The organism is Caballeronia sp. ATUFL_F1_KS39, assembly GCF_023630985.1.
In the GTDB taxonomy this organism is placed as follows: domain Bacteria; phylum Pseudomonadota; class Gammaproteobacteria; order Burkholderiales; family Burkholderiaceae; genus Caballeronia; species Caballeronia zhejiangensis.
The window spans coordinates 83,214-105,045 of the sequence record NZ_JALQDZ010000036.1 but is presented as its reverse complement, the minus strand read 5'-3'; the positions used below and the strand labels follow the sequence as shown (position 1 = coordinate 105,045).

Sequence of the window (21,832 nt, the reverse complement as noted above, 5' to 3'; positions counted from 1 at the left end):
ATTAAGGCGTCGCATATGGCCATCCATCCAAGCTCGCACGATGTCGCCGAACGGGTCGAACGGCGCTGGGCGATTCTCGTGCTCGCGATCGTCGTCGTGCTGGTCGGCATGGTCGTCTACACCGGCGTGCACTGGGCGATGATGCCGCCCTCGCGCGTCGAGACGGTCCGCCCGGAAACGCTGCACGTATCGGGCGAATTCATCGAAAGCAATCTCGGCAGCGCGCCCGAGGCGGACGGCTCCGTGACGGTGCGTATCGTCGCGCAGCAGTATTCGTTCACGCCGCAATGTCTTGTCGTGCCGGCGGGCGTGCCGGTCACGTTCCGCGCGACGAGTTCGGATGTCGTGCACGGCTTTCTGATCACCGACACGAACATCAATTCGATGCTGGAGCCGGGCTATGTCTCGACCTTCAAGACGACCTTCGACAAGCCGGGCGACCATCTGATGCCTTGTCACGAGTATTGCGGCACCGGGCATCAGAACATGTGGGCGCATGTGAAGGTGGTGGATCGCGCCGAATTCATGCAGATGGCCGACAAGATGCCGGCCAATTCGCGGAGAGTGTCCTGTGTTCAATAGCAAGCGCCTCGTCCTCGCGCATTTCTGGCTGGCGTTCATCGCCTTCGGTGTCGCGCTGCTGCTCGGCGCATGGCAGATGCTCGTGCGCAGTCCGCTGCATCCGTGGCTGCAGAATCCGGAGCTTTACTATCGCTCGGTGACGGAGCACGGCACGGTGATGGGCTACGCGTTCCCGACGCTCATCGCGATGGGCTTCGGCTATGCGGTCAGCGAGCTTGCGTTGAAGCGCCCGCTCGTGGGTTTGCGCTTCGCGTGGCTCGGCTTCTGGCTCGTCGCGATCGGCGCGGTGACGGCTACTGTGCCCGTCGCGATGGGTCTCGCATCCGTGCTCTATACCTTTTATCCGCCGATGATCGGCAACGTGTTCTATTACGTCGGCGTCGTGTTCGTCGTGGTCGGATCGTGGGTCTGGGTCGCGCTGATGTCGGTGAATCTCGCGTCGTGGAAGCGCGAGAATCGCGGCAAGCCGATCCCGCTCGCGATGTTCGCGACCGTCGCGGGCGCGTATCTGTGGGGTTGGACGGCGGTGGGCGCGGCCATCGAAGTGCTGTTCATGATTCTGCCTGTCGCGATCGGCTGGAAGACGACCATCGACGCGGGACTCGCGCGCGTGTTCTTCTCGTGGACGCTGCACGCGATCGTCTACTTCTGGCTGATGCCGGCGTATATCGCGTATTACACGATCATTCCGCGCGCGATCGGCGGCCGTCTCTACAGCGATGCGATGGCACGCATCTCGTTCATCCTGTTCCTCGTCGTGTCGATGCCCATCGGCATTCATCACTTGTTTGCCGATCCGCAAGTCGGCTCGGGCTTCAAGTTCATGCATTCGGTCTTTACGACGCTCGTCGCCGTGCCGACGTTGCTGACCGTGTTCACGATCTGCGCGTCGGTGGAGATTGCGGCGCGGCTGCGCGGCGGACGCGGCCCGCTCGGCTGGATCAAGGCGTTGCCGTGGGACAACCCGATGATGCTTGCGCTCGCGTTCTCGTTCGTGATGCTCGGTTTCGGCGGCGCGGGCGGGCTCATCAACATGAGCTATCAGCTTGATTCGACCGTGCACAACACGCAATGGGTGACGGGGCATTTCCATCTGATCTTCGGCGGCGCGATCGTCATCATGTACTTCGTGATCGCCTACGATCTGTGGCCGCATCTGACGGGCCGCGCATTGCAGAGCGTGAAGCTGATGCGCTGGCAATTGTGGCTGTGGTTCATCGGCATGATCGTGCTGACTTTTCCGTGGCATTTCGTCGGCATTCTTGGCATGCCGCGACGCATGGCGTTCTACGACTACAACGATCCGGCGCTTGCGGCGCAGGCGCTGTCCGTCGTGATATCGGTTGTCGGCGGGCTGATTCTGGTTGTGTCGGCGGTGCTGTTTTTCATCGTGCTGATAAGGGGACATCGCGCGCCGCTGGTGCAGCCCGAGGCGTTCCGCTTCAGCCGCGCGGTGCATGAGCCGCGCACGCTTCCGGTGGCGTTGAACAGCTTTGCGCTGTGGCTCGTGCTGATGATCGGGCTTACGCTCGTCAACTACGGCTATCCGATTGCGCAGTTGCTGGCGCGTTCGGACACGGCGGTGCCTGCGGTGCCGATCGGAGCGCAGCGATGAGCGACGAACGCCTCTTCACATTTCGCAATCGCTGGTTCACGGTCAGCGTGTTGGGGACGATCGCGGTTGCGGTGGTATCGGCGCTGATAGGGTTCGTGTGGCTGCCTTCGGTGCAGCGCGATGCGCAGTTCGCCGGCATCTGGAATGCGATCTGCAGCGCGGCGGGCGTGCCGCGCGAGTGGTATGCGGGCGGCGCGGCGGTCGAGCCGAAAGAGAAGCTGACGAGCGTGGAGATGACGCCTCAACTGCTCGACAAGGTGAGCGCGAATTCGATCGGACGTGGCGCGACGCTGGCTCTACGCTGCACGATGTGTCACGGCGAGCGTGGCATGAGCGAGGCCAACTCGCCGAATCTGGCGGGGCAATATGCGTCGGTGATTTACAAGCAATTGATCGATTTTCAGAAGGGCGCGCGGAACAACGCGGTGATGTCGCCGATGGCGATGAATCTTTCGGATCAGGACATGCGCGATCTCGCTGCGTATTACGCGAACTTGCCGCGGCCGCCGGCGCAGCGCAAGGTGAGCAGTGCGCTTGCGCCGCCGATCGTCGCGCACGGTGCGCCGATGAGAAATATCGCTCCTTGCGCGGTGTGTCATGGGGGCATCGATACGAAGGCGGGGAGTCCGTGGCTCGATGGCCTGCCGGCGGCTTACACCAAATCGCAGTTGCTGGCGTTTGCCAATGGGACGCGGGCCAACGATATCGATGGGGTCATGCGCAATGTCGCGCGCAACATGACGCCCGAGGAGATCGATGCTGCTGCCATGTATTACGCGCGGGAGTTGAATTCGGGGGCGAATGCGAAGTGATGTTTGGTTTGCCTTCGGCTTCTATCAAATCCGATTACGCGTCGGTCTATTGGCACTTCCCCTGTGCGGGGCTGCAGTAACTAAAACTAAAGAAAGCAGCTACTGATAGGCCCGCGGTCATGCGCGATTTGGCAATCGGGGATGCGTGTGCTTCGCTAGTGACATCGCTATCGCACTGCGTGCGCAAACCGATGGTTTCCCTTGAATGCCCGGCGGCAGCGCGTAGCGCTGTGCCGATGCTTTTTCGTGCTGAACCAGCGCGCTCAACGCATTCGGGCGGCAGACCGTGCGCGATCCAAGCTGGATTGGGCCTATGAGGGCACTCTTTAGACGAGTGCCATCTGCGATGAGAGAACTACCCAAATTGCGTGTGACCGCGGGCCTGAAAAGCTGCTTTCTTTGCTTACTTTCTTTGCAGCGGCAAAGAAAGTGAGTGCCGCCCCGCACAGGGGCAACGCCAACAGACCGACACGAAAACGGGATCCGGCGACATAGCCCAGAGCTAGAATGCACGCCTCACCACCGCAAGACAGAGCACGCTATGAAGGCATCCACAACAATCCGCCACGAGCAACTCAGCGACATCGACGCGATCGAAATACTGACCACTGCCGCATTTCTCGATATGCCCTATTCGAGCCACACCGAGCAGTTCATCGTCAACGCATTGCGCAAAACGGGCCGCCTCACGCTATCCCTCGTTGCGGTGGAAAACGGCGACATCATTGGGCATATCGCGATCTCGCCCATCAGCATCAGCGCAACCGCGAGCGGCTGGTTCGGCCTCGGTCCGCTTTCCGTGACGCCCGCGCGTCAACGCGAAGGCATCGGCGGCGAACTCGTGAAGGAAGCGCTCGCGCACCTGAAGCGCGATGGCGCCGCGGGCTGCGTCGTGCTCGGCGATCCAGGTTATTACGGACGCTTCGGCTTCCGACCCGAATCCGCGCTCACGCTCCCCGGCGTGCCCGCCGAATACTTCCAGGCGTTAGCTTTCAGCGAAAAAGTCCCCGCCGGAACCGTTTCTTTCGACGAAGCCTTCGATGCCCGCGCCTGACGCCTGAAAGCAATCGCCGCTAAGCCGCAAGGGGTTTCGTTGCCGCGAGAGAACGCTTTCTGTATCGTGGCCCGAAGAATGCTGAAAAAGTCAGCAGGCCAAGGAAAGAACCCCGAAATGGAACCTCAAAGCGAAGCGATAAAAACCGACGTGTTGATCATAGGCGCGGGCCCGGTCGGGCTATTCGCGGCCTTCGAGGCGGGCGTCATCGGCCTCTCGTGCCAGATCGTCGATACGCTCGGCCGCATCGGCGGACAGTGCATCGAGCTCTACCCCGACAAGCCGATCTACGATATCCCCGCGATTCCCTCATGCACCGCGCGCGAGCTCGTCGATCGCCTGCTGGAACAGATTCGTCCCTTCGACGTGCCGATCCACCTCGATCAACGCGTGCAATCCGTCACGCAGCGCGATGACGATCATCGCTGGACCGTGACTACCGAAAACGGCATGACTTTCGATTGCGCCGCGATCCTCATCGCCGCGGGCAACGGCGCGTTCGTTCCGCAGCGTCTGCAGTTGCCCGAAGCCGCCGCGCTCGAAGGCCGCGACGTGCATTACAGCGTCTCGCGCGCGGCCGATTTCGCGGACAAGGAGATCATCGTCGCGGGCGGCGGCGACTCGGCGCTCGACTGGGCGCTCGCATTGAAGGACATCGCCAGGAAGCTCACGCTCGTGCATCGGCGCAACGGGTTTTCAGCAGCCGCGAATTCCGTCGCGACGATGAAGCGCGCGGTCGAAGCCGGTGAGATGTCGTTCGTCGTCGGCATGATCGAATCGCTCGATGCGCCCGATGGCGTGCTGCGCGGCGCACGCATCAAGCAGGTGGAAGGCTCGACCGATCTGGCCGTCGACAAGATCGTCGCGCTCTACGGTCTCGTGTCGGAGCTCGGGCCGATCGCGACATGGAATCTCGACGTGCGCGGCGGCCGCATCGAAGTGGATACGTCCAACTATGAATCGTCGCGGCCGGGCATTTTCGCAGTCGGCGATATCGCCAACTATCCGAACAAGCAGAAGCTCATTCTGTCGGGCTTTCACGAAGCGTCGCTCGCGTTGCGCAAGGCGTATTCGTACGCGTATCCCGAGAAAAAGCGCGTGCATGTACATTCGAGCTACGACGCCAAGCTCGCCGAGCGCGTGAGCGCGGCGCACACGGCCGATCACGCGTGATCGCACGCATCGTCGGATGGCTGTTGCTCGCGTTGCTCGCCGGCGCGGCGATGTTAGGCTACGCGGTCTATTCGAAACGCATCGTGCTGCCCGAGCGTTACGATCCTTTCGCACCGCTCGACGTGCGCGCGCCGCAAGGTCCGCTCACGCGCTTCAAACTATGGCGCACGATGCACGACGCGCAACGCTGCGATGCCGCGCTCGCACGCTCGGGTCTCGTCTATCGCGAGATGGCCGATGCGACCGGACCGGGCGGATGCGCGCTCCAAAGCGTCGTACGCGTCACGCAATCGCAAGACGTGCGCTTCAGCGCGCCGTTTCTCGCGACGTGTCCGCTCGCGCTCGGCATCGCCTACTTCGAGCATCAATATCTTCAGGCGGCCGCGCTCGATACGTATGGCGAGCGCATCGCGCGCATCGAGCATGTCGGAAGTTATGCTTGCCGCAATGTGAATCATCAGCAGGACGCGGCGCTGAGCCAGCACGCGAGCGCGAACGCCATCGATCTGACCGGCTTCGTGCTCGATGACGGACGCCGCATCACGCTCGCTCGTTGGGACGATGCCGCGTCGCCCGACGGCCAGTTCCTGCGCCGCGTTCACGAAGGCGCGTGTCATGCCTTCGATACCACATTAGGCCCCGACTACAACGCCTTGCACAAGACGCACTTTCACGTCGACATGGGTCCGTATCGCGTTTGTCGCTGAACTACGCGTGTCGATGCGAAGGATTGCGGCACGTCGCATGATCGTGCGGCTGATCGTTCCACGCCGATCCGAGGATGATGCTGCAGAAGTTCAGGCGCCTGTAGTTCGGGTCTTTCAGCGCGAGGACATCGGCCTTGACGTTGCCGAAAGTGGATTCCGGCTTGGCGATCGTCCCTTTGGCGAAGGCGTCGATGATGCCTTCCTTGAAGTTCGCCTCGCGCGGATGCGCCGCGACGACGAGCCGGCGTTGATCGGCGCTGAACTCGTCGTAGGCGAGACCGAGCACATCCATCTCGACGCCCGCCGTGACGAGCGCGACCACCGGTTTCTTGTGCTGCGGAATGCCGGGCGTCGTGTGCAGCGCGATCGCATCCCACACCTGCTCGATCTCGCTTTCGCCGATGCCATGCCCGCGCAGGAAATCGCGCGCCGCGTTCGCGCCATCGACTTCGAAGCGGTCGTGCGGGCTGCTGTATGCATCGGTGAGGCCCATGTCGTGGAACATCGCGCCGATATAAAGCAGTTCGGGATCGTATTTCAGCCGCTTGCGTTCGCCCGCGAGCGCGCCGAACAGGAACACGCGGCGCGAGTGATGATAGAGCAGGTCGGGTTCCGTATCGCGTACGAGTTGCGTGGCTTCGCGCGCCATCTGGCTGTCGGGAATGCTGATGCCTGCGATGATTTCGCTCATGTTTGAAGCTCCGGAATGTGAGTCGATGAAAGCGCGCAGCGGCGCGGCGGACAATCACAGTTCAGCCCGTATCTGAGCGCCCCCGCCGACGACACGTCGCCGGTCGCGAAAGTGCAGGCGTACGTCATGGAGCACATCGGCGAGCGGCTGTCCGTCGCGCGCATGGCGAGCGTCGCGGGCATGAGCGAGCGCAACTTCGCGCGCGCCTTCGTGCAACTCGCGCAGTTGACGCCGCACGAGTTCGTCGGACGGGCGCGCGTCGACGCGGCGCGCAATATGCTCGAAAGCAGCGACACGCCGCTGAAAACCATCGCCTACGACTGCGGCTTCGGCACGGCGGACCGCATGCGGCTCGTGTTCACGCGGCGGCTCGGTGTATCGCCGAATGATTATCGACTGAGCTTTCGCACGCGCTTTGTGAAGTGATCGGGGCGCTGGCGCGCCGACGCGTGACGCCGGGTTCGCTAAAATTCGAGATGAACGCGGCCCGTGCGACAGTGCGCGCGCCGCAGAATCCACCCTCGACATATCGGAACAGCGAATGACGAAACAAGAGACCGCCACGCAAGATCCCTACGAACGACGCGCACTGCTGCTGCATCTCGGCGACGTGCTGGAGTCCGTGTTTTGCCTGAGCCAATGCGCCGACGAATACGCGAGCATCGGCGAAGCGGTGAAGGGCAACGACGCGCTCGCGGGCTTCACGCTGCTCGGCTTCGTCGACGCGACCATGCCGCCGCGCGATTTCATCCGCCGTGCATCGGGCGCGTTTTTCGTTTGGCCGAAAGCGCTGCTCGATGAAACGCTGAATCGCCCGATGCTGGCGAACACCGTGAAGCACGATCTCTTCGCGGACAACGCGAAGGGCTGGAACGCCTACATGGAAGAGCGGCGCAAGGAAGTGCCGTGGTTCGGCGAGGATCTCCCCGAAGTCGCAACGAGCGCGGCGCCTGCGCACGAAGCCACGCCGGCAGCGGAAGCGGAAGCGGAAAAGCCGTCGCGCTATTCGACGTGGCCGTGGCCGGACAAGCCGGCCGACGCGTGATCTACTGCTTCTTGCTCATGCCGCTCGCGCCCGAGTCGAAGCCGAGTCCGTTCGGCCGGTCGGGCGCTGCGCCCTTGCCCGATGACGTCTTGCCCGGCCGCGTCTTCAGCGCATCGCTGGCATTCGCGGCGGCCGCAGCGGGCGGCGTCACGTTTTTCTCCTGATACGCGGGCGTACTGTCGTAATCGAGCTTGTTCGGTTTTTGCGGCGCCTGCTGCGCGCTCGCCACGACGGCCAATGTGCCGCCGAGCAGAATCCCCGTCATGCGCCCGAGTGTGCCGATTGTGGGTCTCATCTGCTTCCTCCCTTTGTTCTGCACGTTCTCTTCGTTCAGCAAGGCGCGGACCCGCCCGCAAGTGGCGCGCGGTCGCAGACCCGCCGATGCGTAAAGCATGCTTGTCCGCGCGCAAGGCTTGCCGCGATAGGCGGCGCGCGTCTGGCGCGCGTTGATTGTGGTCAAAGGCGCGACCGACCCTCGCTCGGACAATTCTCACTTTTAACGTGAGTGAGCTAAAAATGAGAAAGGGTCTCGGGGCAATCGTCATGGCATGCGCGGCGTTGTTCGCGGGCGCGGCGCAGGCGGCAGGCGATGCATCGTCGAGCGATGCGATGGGCGGCATCCACGCCGGCGATGTGCTGGTTCGCCTGCGCGCGATCAGCATTCAGCCCGATGTGACAGCGGGGGGCACGCTCGGCACGCTCGGTGTCAACGTCAACAACGCGATCGTGCCGGAGCTCGATTTCACGTACATGATCCGCGATGACATCGGTGTGGAATTGATTCTCGGCACGTCGCGGCATCAGGTGACGTCGAACATCGGCGGGCTTGGCGGCGTAGGCGTGCTGCCGCCGACGCTGCTTCTGCAATATCACTTCAATCACGCGGGGCGCGTGCGTCCGTATGTCGGCGCGGGCGTGAACTATACGTACTTCTACAACGACAAGCTCAAGGCGGGCGACACGCCCGTGTCGATCAAGCACAGCAGCTTCGGCCCGGCGTTGCAGGTGGGCGTCGACGTACAGGTGGCGAAGAATTTGTTCGTCAACGCCGACGTGAAGAAGATCTGGATGCGAACGAGCGCATCGGCGGGCGGCGCCGATCTCGGCTCGCTCAAGATCGATCCGTGGGTGATCGGCCTTGGCGTCGGCATGAAGTTCTGATGCGCGGTTCATCGCGGCAAATGTGCGCCGCGCCGCGCATCGTCTGAAAGTTGGCGGAAGATGCCAGTGCTTCTGGCGTGGACGGTTCGGCGGGCGCGGTATCCTTGACAGCAGGCCCGGCGCAGACTCGCGTCGCTCGAAGTGTGTCCGAGCGGCGCAAGAAACTGCAACGACTAATAAAACCGCATCGGGGAACTGCAAGCCAATGAGACCTTCCACTTACGCGGGATTCGTTTTGCTCGCGGCGTGTGGCGCCGCCTTCGCGCAACAGCCGCTCACCGTGCCAGGCCGCAGCCAGAGCGCGTGGCAGCAATCGATCGATAACGCCGCCTGCTACGGCTACGCCAATCAGACGACCAAAGTGAACATGGCGCGCGAGTCGCAAGCGCCATCGCGCGACGCTCAGGCGCAGCGCGACACGCGCACGCTCACGCCGCCGCGTCCGGTCGAGCCGCCGTTGCCGGCGAGTGCGGCGGGCGCATCGGGTGCGCTCGCGGCGTCTGCGGCGGCGCCTGCATCGGGCGCATCGGCGGCGATCGCCGCGTCGGGTGCGTCCGGCGCGACGGGCGTGACCGCCTTGCCGCATCCCGCATCCGGCGCGATGCCCGGCATGCCGGCGATGCCCGCATCGATGGCGGCGGGCGCATCCGGCGCATCCGACGCGATCTACGGCGGCGACATGAAGATGCCGCCGCTGCCGCCGCCCGAGCCGCCGATGACGCGCTACTGGCGCGCCTACAGCGAATGCATGCAGAACCGCGGCTACTTCACCCGATGAATCAGCCGCTTCACGAAGGGGGATGTGCGTGCGGCGCGGTGCGGGTGCGCGTCGCGGGCGCGCCGAAGGAAGTGAATCTGTGTCACTGCATGACGTGCCGGCGCATCCACGGTGCGCCGTTCGGCGTTTACGCGATCTTTCCGCGCCATGCGTTTGCCGTGACGGGCGACACGGTCGCGTGGGCGAGCTCCGCGACGGGCAGGCGGCATCATTGCCCGCTGTGCGGATCGCCGGTCTATCTGGCGTTCGACGGCGTCGACGAAATCGAGGTGCCGACCGGCATCTTCGATGAAACCGGCCTTTATCCGCCGCAGTACGAAATCTGGTGCAAAAGCGCCGAGCCGTGGCACGACGCGCAAGGACGGCCGCGCTTTGTACGCGGCGCGCCCTGATTCAACCCGTCAGCATTCGACGATCGCTTTCACGACGCCCGCTTTCGGATCGAGCAGCGACGAGAACTGCGTCGGCACATCGCTCAGCGTCAGACGATGCGTGTTGAGCGCATCCGTCGGCACTTCGCCCTTGCGCATCGCGGCGAGCACGGTCTCGAAGTCCTCGGGCGTCGCGTTGCGGCTCGCGAGCAGCGTCGCTTCGCGCTTGTGGAACTCCGGATCGGCGAAGGAAATGCGATCCGGCACGATCGACACCAGCACGTACTTCCCGCCGTGCGCGATGAATTCGAAGCCGCGTTCCATCGCGCGCGAATTGCCGGTCGCGTCGAACACCACATCGAAGAATTCGCCATTCGTGAGCGTCGACAGTTGTTCCTTGTCCTGCTCGCCGATCTGCACGGTCGCGTCCACTTTCAGTTCGCGCTTGCAGAACGCGAGCCGGTCTTCGCGCGTATCGAGCGCGGTGACGTTCGCGCCGCGCAGCCGCGAGAAGGTGATGGCCGCCATGCCGATCGGACCCGTGCCGACAACCAGCACGCGCTGCCCCGGCTGCACGTCCGCGCGACGCACGGCGTGCGCGCCGATCGCGAGGAATTCGACCATCGCGGCCTGATCGAGCGTGACGCCCTCGGCCTTATGGACGAATTGCGCGGGCAGATTCAGATATTCGGTGAACGCGCCATCGCGATGCACGCCGAGCACCTGAATGTTCACGCAGCAATTCGTCTTGCCCTGACGGCACGCGATGCACTTGCCGCACGACAGATACGGCATCACGTAGACGGTGTCGCCCGCCTTCAGCCCGCTCGATGCGTCCGCTTCCTCGATCACGCCCGACAGCTCGTGGCCCATCACGCGCGGATACGACAGATAAGGCTGATTGCCGGTGAAGATGTGCAGGTCCGTGCCGCACACGCCGACGCGCTTCACGCGCAGCAGCACTTCGTTGTCGGCGCGCTGCGGTTTCTCGCGCTGTTCGGCTTTCAGGGTTCCGGGCGTTTCGCAGATGACGGTCAGCATGCTGGATGTCTCGATATGTCGTTGGAGTGGGGCGTCCGTCAATCTAACGATGCGCGCCGATTTGGTCAAGCCAATTTCAATATCGAAAAAGTGGTAAGGCCGGATGCGCAGCCAGCGGCGCGGGCGGTTTCGCCTTATATTTCCACCAGAGCAAATCGCTCGGACAAGCGAAAAAAGGACGGCAAGTGCAGCAGCTTCATGAATTCGTCGAGCGGCATCCGCGGCTTTTCGTGCTGTCGGGCGCGGGCATCAGCACGGAATCGGGCATTCCCTGTTATCGCGATCGCGAAGGCCAGCGCACGGGCCGCACGCCCATTCTGCTGAAGGACTTTCTCGGTTCGGACTACGCGCGCCGGCGTTATTGGGCGCGCAGCCTCATCGGCTGGCCGGTCGTGCAGAACGCGCAGCCGAACGCCGCGCATCACGCGCTGCGCGCGCTCGCCGCGCGTTCCCGGGTACATCGGCTCGTCACGCAGAATGTCGACGGATTGCACACGCGCGCCGGCAATCCCGATGTGATCGAGCTGCACGGCAATATCGGGCGAGTGCGCTGCATCGAATGCGGCGAGCGGCATACGCGCGCGGCCGTGCAGCGGATGCTGGAAGCGGCGAATCCGGATTTCGTCGGCTATACGGCGCCCGCGGTGCCCGACGGCGACGCGCATATCGAAGATCTCGATTTCGCCGCCTTCGACGTGCCCGGCTGCACGCGCTGCGGCGGCGTGCTCAAGCCCGACGTCGTGTTCTTCGGCGAGAGCGTGCCGCGCGCGCTCGTCGACGACGCGGCACGCTCGCTCGAAGCCGCCGATGCGATGCTCGTCGTCGGCTCATCGCTGATGGTGTATTCGGGCTATCGCTTTTGCGAGTGGGCCGCGAAAAGCGGCAAGCCGATCGCGGCCATCAACATCGGCAAGACACGCGCCGACGCGCTCCTCGCGCTGAAAGTCGAAGCGCCGTGCTCGGACGCGCTCGAACGCCTGATCGAGCATCTCGACGCACGGCCGGTGACGCGCTGACGCTTACTTCGCTTCGCGCGCAAGCGCCGCGATGCCTTCGACGAGACGCTCGGCATCCGACATGCGCGAGAAGAGCGCGGGCGTCACGCGGACGACTTCGCCCGCGTCGGGGCCGGGCCGCGTCACCGTGAAGACGCCGAAGCGATCGCGCAGCGCGGCGACGATCGCATCGCAACCTGCTTTCGTCGCGCGCCCGTTCAGGCGGAACGCAGTGATGCCGGCGGTCATCAACGGATCGTGCGGCGTCAGGATCTGCACGCCGGGAAGCTCGCTCGCGGGCTTCGCCCAGGCATCGCGCAACGCACGCAGACGCGCTTCCTTCGCCTTCGCACCGATGCGCCGATGCACGTCCAGCGCCGACGGCAGCGTGAACCACGCGGCGAAGTTCGGCGAGCCGGTGTGCACGCGCGCGCGGATATCGTCGGCGGGCCAGGAGCGGTCGCCGAGATACGGATCGATCGACGCGACGTGTCCCTTCCGGATGTAGATCGCGCCGCAGCCGAGCGGCGCGCCGATCCACTTGTGCAAGTTCAGCGCGGCGAACGGCGCGTTCAAGTCGGGCACGTCGAAAGCGAGTTGCCCCCACGAATGCGCGGCATCGACGATCACGTCCGCGCCGGCTTCCTTCGCCATCGCCGAAATCTCCGCGACCGGGATCACGAGGCCCGTCGCGAAGCAGACGTGCGACAACAGCACGAGCCGCGTGCGCGGATGCGCGCGCAGCGCCTTCGCGTAGGTGTCGAGCACCGCTTCGCGCGTCGCGGGCTCCGGCATCGTAATACGCACGGGCGTGACGCCGCGCCGCTCGCGCAGCCATTCCATCGCGTCCTTGCCGCACGGGTAATCGAGATCGCTGTAGAGCACCGTGTCGCCCGGCGCGAGGCGGTTGTAGCCGCTGATGAGCGCGAGCAGCGCTTCGGTCGCGTTGCGCGTCAGCTCGATCTCCTCGACCGCGCAGCCCATTTCGATCGCGACGCGCTCCCGCAAACCCTGATACAGCGACATCAGATGCGGGCGGATCAGAAGCGTCGTCTCGCGGTTCACGCGCTCGGTCCAGTAATGGAACATCGCCTTGACCGGCTCGGTCATCGCACCCCAGAAGCCGTTCTCAAGGTTGATGAGCTCGTCGGAGTGACGCCACAGCGCGCGCACCGCATCCCAGTAGCGTTCGTTCGTGGCGAGACCGGCGGTTGGCGTCGGCGGAAGCGTCGCGAGCGCATCGGCGAATCCGGGCGTGCGGTGATCGAGGATCTCGGGCATCGGAATGTAGAAGTTCGTGGAAAGAAAATGAAATGCTTACCTAACTTCGCGCATCTGTATGGTAACGGTATTACCGAACGTCGTGGACAAAGTGCAGACTATTTGCATCTTTTCCCTTCAGTCCAAAAATCGTGAGCCGTAATCAGCTTTAGAGCGTCGCGCATCTTTTGCGCTCGATCGTTCGCTCGCGTAGCAGTATGCCGCGCGAAGCGATCACACGGACGCCGTATGTCCCCCGAACGGACCCTGAGAGAACCCTGAAAATGAACCTCAAGAACATCACGATCAAGAACAGGCTGATCGCTGGCTTCGGCATTCTGGCGGTGCTGGTCGTGCTGGTGGCAGGCATGTCGCTGCGCGCGCTGTCCGTCGCGACGGACGGCTTCGCGCACTATGTCAACGGCATCAACGCGCGCGCCGATGTCGCCGGTCAGATTCGCACGGCCGTCGACCGCCGCGCGATCGCCGCGCGCAATCTCGTGCTCGTCACGAAACCGTCCGATATCGAACTCGAGCAAGCCGAAGCCACGCGCGCCCACGAGGACGTGCAGGCGCGCCTGAAGCAACTCAACGACATGCTCGCCAGCGCGAGCGATACGAGCGACAAGGCGAAGAGTCTCGCCGCCGAAATGATGCGCGTGGAGGCGCTGTACGGTCCCGTCGCGACGAAGATCGCCGGGCTGGCGCTCGCGGGCAAGCACGAGGAAGCGGTGACGGCGCTCGACGACGAGTGCCGTCCGCTGCTCGCGCAACTCGTCAAGGCCACCGACGACTACGCGGCCTACACCGCGACGCGCCGCGAGGAAATCGTGCGCGCGGATCAGGCGAGCTATCGGACGCAGCGCAACGTGCTGATCGCGCTATGCGTGGTGGCGGCGCTCTTCGCGGTGATCGGCGGCGTGCTGGTCACGCGCTCGATCACGGCGCCGATCGGCGAGGCGGTCGGCATCGCGCAGACGGTGGCGCGCGGCGATCTGACGAGCCGCATCGTCGCGAATACGAAGGACGAAACGGGCGATTTGCTGCGCGCGCTCGCCACGATGAACGCGCGCCTCACCGACATCGTGAGCCGCGTGCGCGAAAGCAGCGGCGCGGTCGGCGGCGCGGCAAAGGAGCTCGCGACCGGCAATACCGATCTGAGCCAGCGCACCGAAGAGCAGGCCGCTTCCCTGCAGGAGACGGCGGCGAGCATGGAAGAGCTCACGTCGACGGTGCGTCAGAACGCCGAGAACGCGCAGCAGGCGAGTTCGCTTGCATCGAACGCGTCGGATATCGCGAAGAAGGGCAGCGATGTCGTCGGCCGAGTCGTGAACACGATGAACGGCATCAGCGACAGCTCGGACAGGATCGCGGATATCACGGGCATCATCGAGGGCATCGCGTTCCAGACCAACATTCTCGCGCTCAACGCGGCCGTGGAAGCGGCGCGCGCGGGCGAGCAGGGCCGCGGTTTCGCGGTCGTCGCGAGCGAAGTGCGCAGCCTCGCGCAGCGTTCGTCGACGGCGGCGAAGGAAATCAAGGAACTGATCGCCGATTCGGTGGGCAAGGTGCGCGACGGCTCGCTGCTGGCAAGCGAAGCGGGCACGACGATGGCCGAAGTGACGCAGGCCGTCGCGCGCGTGACGGACATCATGCAGGAGATCGCGGCGGCGTCCGCGGAGCAGGGGCGCGGCATCGAGCAGGTGAATCTCGCGATCACGCAGATGGACGAGGTCACGCAGCAGAACGCCGCGCTCGTCGAAGAAGCCGCCGCCGCCGCGACGTCGCTCGAAGAGCAGGGGCGCAGGCTCAACGAGGCGGTCGCGTTCTTCACGGTGGACGGCGCGGCGGCTGCGATCACGCAGGCCGCGCCGCGCGTGGCGCACGCGCCGCGCACGCCGGTTGCGAAACCCGCGCCGCGCGTCGCTCAAGCGGCCGTGGCGCAGCCCGCCACCGCCGACGGCTGGAGCACGTTCTGACGCCGCTTCAGGCGTTCACGTCGACGATCACGCGCCCCTTCACCTCGCCGCGCAGCAGACGCGCGGCGACGTCGGGCGCATCGGCGAGCGGGATCGTCGTCGCGACGCTTTCGATGGTCGCGACCGGCACTTCATCGGCGATTGCCCGCCACGCCGCGATGCGCCGCTCGCGCGGCACGTAGACGCTGTCCACGCCGAGCAGCGCGACGCCGCGCAGGATGAACGGCGCGACCGACGCCGGCAGATCCATGCCTTGCGCGAGGCCGCACGCGGCGACTGCGCCGCCATAGCGCAGGCTCGCGCAGATGTTCGCGAGCGTGTGACTGCCGACGCAATCGACGGCCGCCGCCCAGCGCTCTTTCTGCAGCGGCTTGCCCGGCTCGGAAAGCGTCGCGCGCTCGACGATATCCGCCGCGCCCAGTTCGCGCAGCCGCGCGGCTTCCTCGGGACGGCCCGTCGACGCGATCACGCGATAGCCGCGCTTTGCCAGAATCGCGACCGCGAAGCTGCCGACGCCGCCGTTCGCGCCCGTCACGAGCACGTCGCCGTCCTGTGCGCCGATGCCGTGCTTTTCCAGCGCCTGCACGCAAAGCATCGCGGTATAGCCCGCGGTGCCGACGGCCATCGCCTGGCGCGTCGTGATGTTCGCGGGCAGCCCGATCAGATGAGCGGCGCTCACGCGCGCCTTCTGCGCGAGCCCGCCCCAATGCGTTTCGCCGGCGCCCCAGCCGTTCATTACGACTTTGTCGCCGGGCTTGTAATCCGGATGCGAACTCGTCTCGACGACACCCGCGAAGTCGATGCCCGGCACCATCGGCCAGGTGCGTACGACGGGCGCCTTGCCGGTGATCGCGAGTCCGTCCTTGTAGTTGAGCGTGGAGAAGTCGACGCGCACGAGCACGTCGCCGCCATCGCCGGATGAAGCGAGTCGGGCTTCGTCGATCGACTGAATGGACGCGACCGTGCGGTCGTCCTGTTTGTCGAGGATGAGGGCTTTGAACATCGGCTGGCTCCGGTTGAGTTCGGGCGAGGCGGCGCGCGGCCGCCCCGTCAGGCACTACGGCGAATCAATGATGCTCGAATTGCGCGCGCGGGATCGGCGTCGCCTTCACCTTGTTGTACTGGAACTCGGGCAGCGCCTTGATCGCCTCCTTGGTCGCGCCCGCGAGCACGAACTGACCGTTTTTCACGTCCAGTTGCTCGATCGGAATCGCGACGTCGTGACGCGCCACGCCGAGGAACTTGTTAGCGGCGATGATCGCGAACGAAACGGACTTGTCGGGCGCGACGATGATGTCGTTGATGACGCCGACGCGTTGTCCCTGTTCGTTGACGACCGGCTTGTTCAACACGGATTTCTTGATGCTCCAGCCATCGATGATGGCGGTCGATACTTCGACGGATACGCCGAGCGGCTGCGTGCCTGCGACTTGGGCGAACGATGCCGTGGAAGTCAGGCCAAGTGCCGACGATGCAACGAGCAGTGCCACGAGTTTCGATTTCATTGGTTCGATTCCTCAAAGGATTGGGGCAATCCGGTTCAATTGAAATGCGCGATTCAAGCTTCCAGCGCGGTAGAAGTTTGAACGTTTATCATGGTTTCTGCAGGAACGGTGTCAGGTGGCGTCGCGCGCACTGCAATAGTGCGAACGTGCGGTGCGCGCGGTCAATGCGAGATCCGCTTGAGCGCGTCGCCTTTGTGAACGGCGCGCTTGCCGCTCTTGTCGCTTTCGACTTCGAAATGCGGATCGTCGTGCGATGCGTTGACCGTGTGGCCGTCGAGCGTCGCGCGCTCGGTGACGATGCGCACGATGCGGCCCGTCGTTTCGCCTTGCGGCGTATTCCAGCGGACGTGATCGTGCAGCTTGAAGGCTTGGCCCATGGCTTGCGCTCCCGGAAAAAGTCGACGTTTCCCGAAGCGCAACGGCCATGCCCGTCATGTCAGGCGGGAAAGCGTCGCCTCGTCGGACTGGCCGTCGAAATATCGGCGCAGCGCTTCTTCGAAGACGGCGGGATCGTCGGCGGCGTGCGCGAAAAGGGTCATCGACGAATGGAATTTCATGTCGTCCGGATAGCCGAAAATCTGCCCGGCAGTGCGTCCCTGCAGCCCGTTGACGATACGCGTCAGCTCGACGAGCCGCGCGCCCAGCACGGGATGCGCGAGATAGGCGCGGGCTTCGTCGCGCGACGAAATCGCGTAGTGCTGCGCCATTGCGCTGTGCCCGAGGCCGACGATCTGCGGGAACACGAACCACATCCAGTGCGTGCGCTTGTGGCCGGCGGAAAGCTCGGCGCGCACGTCGTCGATGACGCTTTCCTGTGCGTCGACGAAACGCTGCAGGTCGTACGGATCGCTCATGCTCATCTCCTTACGCGACCGCATCGGCGATGCGCTTTCGCATCGCTTCATCGGGATAGTTGCCGATGCCCGCGCGCGCGTTGTCGATCATGTATTCGCGGCGTCCGGTGCCGGGGATCACGCAGGTCACGGCCGGGTTGCCCAGCACGAACTTCAGCAGGAGCTGTGCCCACGACGTGCAGCCGATTTCCTGCGCGAAATCCGGCAGCGGCCGGTTGCGCAGGCCCGCGAGCAGCGATCCGCCGCCGAACGGCTGATTCACGATGACCGCGACGCCGCGCTCGGCGGCGAGCGGCAGAAGGCGCGCTTCGGCATCGCGGTCGTTGGCGGCGTAGTTGATCTGCACGAAATCGATGCGCTCCGAGCGCAGCACCGCCTCGACCTGCGCAAACGCGCTCGACGTGTAATGCGTGACGCCGATGTAGCGGACCTTGCCGGCGGCTTTCCAGTCGCGCAGCGTGGCGAGATGCGTGCGCCAGTCGAGCAGATTGTGAATCTGCATGAGATCGACGCGATCGGTCTGCCACAAGCGCAGCGATTGCTCCATCTGCGCGATGCCGGCCTCGCGTCCGTCGGTCCAGACTTTCGTCGCGATGAACGCTTTGTCGCGCGTATGCGATTGCGCGAGCAGCGCGCCCGCGACGGCTTCGGAGGAGCCGTACATCGGCGATGAATCGATTACCGAGCCGCCCGCGGCGAAAAGCGCGCGCAGGACCTCGGCGAGCTCGCGGCGGCGGGCGGGGTCGTCGCCGGCGTCGAAGGTGCGCCAGGTGCCGCAGCCGATGACGGGCAAAGGCTCTTTCGTCGACGGGATCGGGCGGGTGTGCATGGGTTGGGCTGCCTGTGCCGTGTCGAATGCCTGCGTGGCGAGCGCGGCGGCGGTCAGGCGGAGGAAAGCGCGGCGGTTGGGCATGGGCGGGGCGATGTCAGCGGGAGAGTTTGCATAGTAGAGAACATCGGGCGATCCGTTTCGAACGTTCGTCAGCGAACGCGCAATCCGACGCCGATGCTTTCATCGGCACAGCCCAGTGCAACCCACGATTCTTTCTCTTCCCGAAACGCCTTTTGACGCAAAGTGCCTTCCCCCATTGGGCCGATACATCTACCTTGGATTGACGCTTTTTTGCGCTCGCGATGCATCGGGGAACTAACATACCGCCTCCCGCCCGCAGCCTTCCTACAAAAAATCAGCATGGCCGATATCGACAACATACGAGACATGGCGCCGCTCGACCTCATCCGCACTTTGCGAGCAGCAGGACGCGCCGCCGAAGCCTGTGCGCTCGCCGCGCAACTCGCCGCGTCGGCGAACCCGGATTGCTGGCTTGCCCAACTCGGCGTCGACCTCAGCTTTCTCGGGATGCACGCGCAAGCCGAGAAATTCCTGAAGCTCGGACTCGAAGAGCCGCTTTCGCAGGCCAATCGATACGCGCTGACCGAAGAGCTATGCATGGTGCAGTTCGCCCTCGGCAAGTTTCACGAGGCGAACCAACGCTATCGCACGATCCGCGGCAGATCGTATGCCGAAGTCTTTCATCAACTCGTTCTCGAATCCGATCCCGATTGGGCCGGCGCGCTCCCGGACAAGCTGCTCGGCATGGACGAGTCCGTCGCGGGCAAGCGAATTTTCATTCCCGCGGAGGGCGGCTTCGGCGATTTCGTGCAGTTCTCGCGCTACATCGACGCGCTGCTGCGCGAAGGGGCGAGCATGATCGTCTCCGAGCAATTTTCGGGTTGGGAGGAAGTCTTCCGACAGAGCGAGCAGGTCAGGCTGTCGATGGCGACGCAAGAGCAGCGCGCGGCCGAACTCGCGTGCTGCGATCGCGTGACCTTCGGTTTCAGTCTCTACGCGCGCTATCAACGCTCGCCATACTTTCCGATGGAAAATCCCGCCGCGCGCATCGCCATCGATCCGGCCAAGCGTTTGTCCGATGACGCCAATGCGCTGCTGAACGTCGAAACGACGCGCCCGAAAATCGGCCTGATCTGGAGAAGCGCGAGCGGCGTGCGGCACGAACCGTATCGTTCGATGCCGCTTCAGCGGCTCGAATCCTTGCTGACGAATCAGGCTTGTCAGTTCTATTCGCTGCAAGTCGGCGAACTCGGCGACGACGAACGCGCGATCATGAACCGCCACGGCGTGACCGATATCGCGCCGCATCTCTCGACCTTCGGCGACACGGCCCGCGTGCTGGAGAAGCTCGATCTGCTCGTCACCATCGATACAGGCACGGGGCATCTCGCCGGCGCGCTGAATCGGCCGGTGCGGGTGTTGCTGTCGCGGGCCTGCGACAGCCGCTGGCTCGACTGTCAGCGCTTCACGCCGTGGTATCCGTCGATGCGGCTCTATCGTCAGACCGAACTGGGCGACTGGACGCAGCCGCTCGCCGATCTCTGCGCCGACCTCGTATCCTTCAGTGCTTCTTCAGCGCCGGCGCCGTCCGCCGAAAGCCCCTGAAGCGCTCGCGCCGATGTTCCTCGTCGAAGTGCGCGCGTGCGGGCTTCACGAGATCGCTGCGCGACACGATGCCGACGAGCCGCCGCGACGCCTCGTCCGCGACTACCGGCAGGCGCTCCAGTTCATGCACGGCGAGACGCGTCGCGGCAAGGCGGCACGGCTCGCCCGGCAGCGCGAACGCCGGCGCGCCGTGCTCCATGCGCTGCAAGGCATCGCCGATGCTGACGCCCGACTGCGCCACCGGCGACGCCCCGATCAACGTCGCGAGCGACGCCCGGTCCAGCATGCCGACGAGCACGCCTTCGCGCACCACCGGATACGCCCGATGCACCTGTTGCGGCCCGAAATGCTTCGCGAGCACGTCGGAAAGCGGCGTGGCGGCGTCGATCGTCAGCACGTCGCGCGTCATGACTTCATCGACGTGATGGCGCTCCAGCGGATCCACGCCGTATTCGCGATAGATGTGATAACCGCGCCGCGCGATCTTCTCGGTCATGATCGAGCGCTTCATGACGACGGTCGCGAAGCCGTGCGCGACGAGCGTCGCGGCGAGCAGCGGCAGGAGCGCGTTCGCATCGTGCGTGAGGCCGAAGGCGAAGACGATCGCGGTGAGCGGCGCGCCCAGCGTCGCGCCGAGCGTCGCGGCCATGCACACGAGCGGCCAGAGCGCGGTGTCGTGGCCGGGCAGGATCGCGCCGAGCGCGGTGCCGAGGCCCGCGCCGAGCATCAATAGCGGCGCGAGCACGCCGCCCGAGGTGCCCGAAGCCAGCGCGACGACCCAGATGATCGCCTTCACGGCGAGAATCGACAGCGCCACCTGAATCGCGATGTGCTGATGCAGCAGATCGCCGATCACGTCGTAGCCCACGCCGAGCGCGCGCGGCTCGAGATATCCGCCGATACCGACGATCACCGCGCCGAGCGCCGGCCACCACATCCAGTGAATCGGCAGCTTGTGGAACAGGTCTTCGAGCTTGTAGAGCGCAGCCGACAGCCCCGACGCCAGCGCGCCCGACAACAGCCCGGCCACGAGGCACGAAAGCAGCGAAATCATGTGCGGCGGCGGCGTTTCGAGCGGAAAGAGCGCGCCCGTACCGAACACCGCCGCGCGCGCGAAGCCCGCGACCGCGCAAGCGAGCGCGACCGGCAGAAAGCTGCGCGGCCGCCATTCGAACAGCAGCAGTTCGACCGCGAGCAGCACCGCCGCGACCGGCGTGCCGAACACGGCCGTCATGCCCGCCGCTGCGCCCGCGACCAGGAGCGTCTTGCGCTCCGCGGCGGTCACGTCGATGCATTGCGCGATCAGCGAGCCGAGCGCGCCGCCCGTCATGATGATCGGGCCTTCCGCGCCGAACGGCCCGCCGCTGCCGATCACGATCCCCGACGACAGCGGCTTCAGGATCGCCACCTTCGGCGACATGCGGCTCTTGCCGAACAGGATCGCCTCGATCGCCTCCGGAATGCCGTGTCCGCGAATCTTGTCCGAGCCGAAGCGCGCCATCATGCCGACGATCAGTCCGCCGATCACCGGAATGCCGATCACCCACGGCCCGAGCGTATTGAGCGCGGGCGAGTTGTCCTCGAGCGAAAGCGTGCCGAAGAAAAACAGGTTCGTGAACAGATGGATGAGCGCAAGGAGCACGACGGCCGCGAGCGTGGCGATGCCGCCGATGACGGCGGCGAGTCCGCATATCTTCAGCAGCCGGTCGTTGACCGAAAAGTCACGTTTGTGATGGTCCATGAAGGCGCTC

At 64.8% G+C, this 21,832-nt stretch carries 22 protein-coding genes and 2 pseudogenes; 14 read left to right on the top strand and 10 right to left on the bottom strand.

Annotation, left to right across the window (positions count from 1 at the left end):
* The first annotated feature begins 15 nt into the window (after positions 1-15).
* The 6 genes from NCR93_RS17635 to NCR93_RS17610 all read left to right on the top strand — a co-directional run bounded on the left by NCR93_RS17635 (position 16) and on the right by NCR93_RS17610 (position 5,943).
* Positions 16-582 (top strand): cupredoxin domain-containing protein, encoded by a 567-nt coding sequence (locus NCR93_RS17635; RefSeq protein WP_175979402.1) that lies wholly within the window; start codon positions 16-18, stop codon positions 580-582.
* A complete protein-coding gene (locus tag NCR93_RS17630) occupies positions 572-2,197 on the top strand; it encodes a b(o/a)3-type cytochrome-c oxidase subunit 1 (protein ID WP_008353201.1) in 1,626 nt (541 codons plus the stop codon). Before NCR93_RS17635 ends, NCR93_RS17630 begins: the two co-directional genes overlap by 11 nt.
* Complete coding sequence (locus NCR93_RS17625) at positions 2,194-3,009, top strand: c-type cytochrome (protein ID WP_175979401.1); 816 nt, start codon at positions 2,194-2,196, stop codon at positions 3,007-3,009. The genes NCR93_RS17630 and NCR93_RS17625 overlap by 4 nt, the downstream gene beginning before the upstream one ends.
* Before the next feature lie 541 nt (positions 3,010-3,550).
* Positions 3,551-4,063, top strand: a complete 513-nt coding sequence (locus NCR93_RS17620) for a GNAT family N-acetyltransferase (RefSeq protein WP_175979400.1) — start codon at positions 3,551-3,553, stop codon at positions 4,061-4,063.
* A gap of 117 nt (positions 4,064-4,180) precedes the next feature.
* On the top strand, positions 4,181-5,236 hold the full coding sequence (locus NCR93_RS17615) for an NAD(P)/FAD-dependent oxidoreductase (RefSeq protein WP_175979399.1): 1,056 nt from the start codon (positions 4,181-4,183) through the stop codon (positions 5,234-5,236).
* On the top strand, positions 5,233-5,943 hold the full coding sequence (locus NCR93_RS17610) for an extensin-like domain-containing protein (RefSeq protein WP_175979398.1): 711 nt from the start codon (positions 5,233-5,235) through the stop codon (positions 5,941-5,943). Before NCR93_RS17615 ends, NCR93_RS17610 begins: the two co-directional genes overlap by 4 nt.
* Position 5,944: 1 nt before the next feature.
* On the opposite strand, the gene NCR93_RS17605 is transcribed toward NCR93_RS17610, so the two are convergent.
* Positions 5,945-6,634: an HD domain-containing protein gene (locus tag NCR93_RS17605; protein ID WP_175979397.1), complete on the bottom strand. Its 690-nt coding sequence runs from the start codon at positions 6,632-6,634 to the stop codon at positions 5,945-5,947.
* A 33-nt stretch (positions 6,635-6,667) separates the two neighbouring features.
* Between NCR93_RS17605 and NCR93_RS17600 the strand changes: the two are divergent.
* A pseudogene (locus tag NCR93_RS17600) lies at positions 6,668-7,060 on the top strand (helix-turn-helix domain-containing protein); the annotation flags it as partial.
* A gap of 115 nt (positions 7,061-7,175) precedes the next feature.
* Positions 7,176-7,679 carry a hypothetical protein gene (locus NCR93_RS17595; protein ID WP_175979396.1) on the top strand — a complete coding sequence of 168 codons (504 nt, stop codon included), beginning with the start codon at positions 7,176-7,178 and terminating at the stop codon, positions 7,677-7,679.
* A 1-nt stretch (position 7,680) separates the two neighbouring features.
* Here NCR93_RS17595 and NCR93_RS17590 read toward each other — a convergent pair whose 3' ends face one another.
* Positions 7,681-7,974, bottom strand: coding sequence for a hypothetical protein (locus tag NCR93_RS17590; protein ID WP_144403815.1), 294 nt, complete (start codon positions 7,972-7,974; stop codon positions 7,681-7,683).
* A gap of 248 nt (positions 7,975-8,222) precedes the next feature.
* Between NCR93_RS17590 and NCR93_RS17585 the strand changes: the two genes are divergently transcribed.
* The 3 genes from NCR93_RS17585 to NCR93_RS17575 all read left to right on the top strand — a co-directional run bounded on the left by NCR93_RS17585 (position 8,223) and on the right by NCR93_RS17575 (position 10,010).
* Entirely contained in the window at positions 8,223-8,840 is a 618-nt protein-coding gene (locus NCR93_RS17585) for an OmpW/AlkL family protein (protein WP_175979572.1), read from the top strand.
* Between the two features lie 205 nt (positions 8,841-9,045).
* The gene (locus NCR93_RS17580; RefSeq protein WP_033537049.1) at positions 9,046-9,618 is read left to right on the top strand and encodes a hypothetical protein; all 573 of its coding nucleotides are present in this window, start codon (positions 9,046-9,048) and stop codon (positions 9,616-9,618) included.
* Complete coding sequence (locus NCR93_RS17575; protein WP_175979395.1) at positions 9,615-10,010, top strand: GFA family protein; 396 nt, start codon at positions 9,615-9,617, stop codon at positions 10,008-10,010. The genes NCR93_RS17580 and NCR93_RS17575 overlap by 4 nt, the downstream gene beginning before the upstream one ends.
* A gap of 9 nt (positions 10,011-10,019) precedes the next feature.
* On the opposite strand, the gene NCR93_RS17570 is transcribed toward NCR93_RS17575, so the two are convergent.
* Positions 10,020-11,030, bottom strand: a complete 1,011-nt coding sequence (locus tag NCR93_RS17570; protein ID WP_008353221.1) for a zinc-binding alcohol dehydrogenase family protein — start codon at positions 11,028-11,030, stop codon at positions 10,020-10,022.
* 179 nt (positions 11,031-11,209) lie between these two features.
* Here NCR93_RS17570 and NCR93_RS17565 point away from each other — a divergent pair.
* Positions 11,210-12,046: pseudogene (locus tag NCR93_RS17565) on the top strand (NAD-dependent protein deacetylase); the annotation flags it as partial.
* Between the two features lie 3 nt (positions 12,047-12,049).
* Here NCR93_RS17565 and NCR93_RS17560 read toward each other — a convergent pair.
* Positions 12,050-13,306 carry an aminotransferase class V-fold PLP-dependent enzyme gene (locus NCR93_RS17560; protein ID WP_250497278.1) on the bottom strand — a complete coding sequence of 419 codons (1,257 nt, stop codon included), beginning with the start codon at positions 13,304-13,306 and terminating at the stop codon, positions 12,050-12,052.
* 263 nt (positions 13,307-13,569) lie between these two features.
* Between NCR93_RS17560 and NCR93_RS17555 the strand changes: the two genes are divergently transcribed.
* On the top strand, positions 13,570-15,264 hold the full coding sequence (locus tag NCR93_RS17555) for a methyl-accepting chemotaxis protein (RefSeq protein WP_175979392.1): 1,695 nt from the start codon (positions 13,570-13,572) through the stop codon (positions 15,262-15,264).
* 7 nt (positions 15,265-15,271) lie between these two features.
* On the opposite strand, the gene acuI is transcribed toward NCR93_RS17555, so the two are convergent.
* The 5 genes from acuI to NCR93_RS17530 all read right to left on the bottom strand — a co-directional run bounded on the left by acuI (position 15,272) and on the right by NCR93_RS17530 (position 18,536).
* Positions 15,272-16,267, bottom strand: a complete 996-nt coding sequence (acuI, locus tag NCR93_RS17550; protein WP_175979391.1) for an acrylyl-CoA reductase (NADPH) — start codon at positions 16,265-16,267, stop codon at positions 15,272-15,274.
* A 64-nt stretch (positions 16,268-16,331) separates the two neighbouring features.
* Entirely contained in the window at positions 16,332-16,769 is a 438-nt protein-coding gene (locus NCR93_RS17545; protein ID WP_008353227.1) for a PRC-barrel domain containing protein, read from the bottom strand.
* 161 nt (positions 16,770-16,930) lie between these two features.
* A complete protein-coding gene (locus tag NCR93_RS17540) occupies positions 16,931-17,146 on the bottom strand; it encodes a hypervirulence associated TUDOR domain-containing protein (RefSeq protein ID WP_250532268.1) in 216 nt (71 codons plus the stop codon).
* 54 nt (positions 17,147-17,200) lie between these two features.
* Positions 17,201-17,623: a DUF1810 domain-containing protein gene (locus tag NCR93_RS17535; RefSeq protein WP_175979389.1), complete on the bottom strand. Its 423-nt coding sequence runs from the start codon at positions 17,621-17,623 to the stop codon at positions 17,201-17,203.
* Between the two features lie 10 nt (positions 17,624-17,633).
* A complete protein-coding gene (locus NCR93_RS17530) occupies positions 17,634-18,536 on the bottom strand; it encodes an aldo/keto reductase (protein ID WP_008353233.1) in 903 nt (300 codons plus the stop codon).
* Positions 18,537-18,815: 279 nt separating this feature from the next.
* On the opposite strand from NCR93_RS17530, the gene NCR93_RS17525 reads away from it, so the two are divergent.
* Positions 18,816-20,081, top strand: a complete 1,266-nt coding sequence (locus NCR93_RS17525) for a glycosyltransferase family 9 protein (RefSeq protein WP_250532267.1) — start codon at positions 18,816-18,818, stop codon at positions 20,079-20,081.
* On the opposite strand, the gene NCR93_RS17520 is transcribed toward NCR93_RS17525, so the two are convergent.
* Complete coding sequence (locus NCR93_RS17520; protein ID WP_175979387.1) at positions 20,038-21,822, bottom strand: chloride channel protein; 1,785 nt, start codon at positions 21,820-21,822, stop codon at positions 20,038-20,040. The genes NCR93_RS17525 and NCR93_RS17520 overlap by 44 nt on opposite strands.
* Positions 21,823-21,832: the final 10 nt, after the last annotated feature.

Coding starts and splice junctions, on each gene's coding strand:
- NCR93_RS17620 (WP_175979400.1), top strand. CDS start 3,551: ATGAAGGCATCCACAACAATCCGCCACGAGCAACTCAGCGACATCGAC.
- NCR93_RS17635 (WP_175979402.1), top strand. CDS start 16: ATGGCCATCCATCCAAGCTCGCACGATGTCGCCGAACGGGTCGAACGG.
- NCR93_RS17580 (WP_033537049.1), top strand. CDS start 9,046: ATGAGACCTTCCACTTACGCGGGATTCGTTTTGCTCGCGGCGTGTGGC.
- NCR93_RS17585 (WP_175979572.1), top strand. CDS start 8,223: ATGGCATGCGCGGCGTTGTTCGCGGGCGCGGCGCAGGCGGCAGGCGAT.
- NCR93_RS17570 (WP_008353221.1), bottom strand. CDS start 11,030: ATGCTGACCGTCATCTGCGAAACGCCCGGAACCCTGAAAGCCGAACAG.
- NCR93_RS17530 (WP_008353233.1), bottom strand. CDS start 18,536: ATGCCCAACCGCCGCGCTTTCCTCCGCCTGACCGCCGCCGCGCTCGCC.
- acuI (WP_175979391.1), bottom strand. CDS start 16,267: ATGTTCAAAGCCCTCATCCTCGACAAACAGGACGACCGCACGGTCGCG.
- NCR93_RS17575 (WP_175979395.1), top strand. CDS start 9,615: ATGAATCAGCCGCTTCACGAAGGGGGATGTGCGTGCGGCGCGGTGCGG.
- NCR93_RS17520 (WP_175979387.1), bottom strand. CDS start 21,822: ATGGACCATCACAAACGTGACTTTTCGGTCAACGACCGGCTGCTGAAG.
- NCR93_RS17535 (WP_175979389.1), bottom strand. CDS start 17,623: ATGAGCGATCCGTACGACCTGCAGCGTTTCGTCGACGCACAGGAAAGC.
- NCR93_RS17605 (WP_175979397.1), bottom strand. CDS start 6,634: ATGAGCGAAATCATCGCAGGCATCAGCATTCCCGACAGCCAGATGGCG.
- NCR93_RS17525 (WP_250532267.1), top strand. CDS start 18,816: ATGGCCGATATCGACAACATACGAGACATGGCGCCGCTCGACCTCATC.
- NCR93_RS17595 (WP_175979396.1), top strand. CDS start 7,176: ATGACGAAACAAGAGACCGCCACGCAAGATCCCTACGAACGACGCGCA.
- NCR93_RS17555 (WP_175979392.1), top strand. CDS start 13,570: ATGAACCTCAAGAACATCACGATCAAGAACAGGCTGATCGCTGGCTTC.
- NCR93_RS17615 (WP_175979399.1), top strand. CDS start 4,181: ATGGAACCTCAAAGCGAAGCGATAAAAACCGACGTGTTGATCATAGGC.
- NCR93_RS17560 (WP_250497278.1), bottom strand. CDS start 13,306: ATGCCCGAGATCCTCGATCACCGCACGCCCGGATTCGCCGATGCGCTC.
- NCR93_RS17590 (WP_144403815.1), bottom strand. CDS start 7,974: ATGAGACCCACAATCGGCACACTCGGGCGCATGACGGGGATTCTGCTC.
- NCR93_RS17540 (WP_250532268.1), bottom strand. CDS start 17,146: ATGGGCCAAGCCTTCAAGCTGCACGATCACGTCCGCTGGAATACGCCG.
- NCR93_RS17545 (WP_008353227.1), bottom strand. CDS start 16,769: ATGAAATCGAAACTCGTGGCACTGCTCGTTGCATCGTCGGCACTTGGC.
- NCR93_RS17625 (WP_175979401.1), top strand. CDS start 2,194: ATGAGCGACGAACGCCTCTTCACATTTCGCAATCGCTGGTTCACGGTC.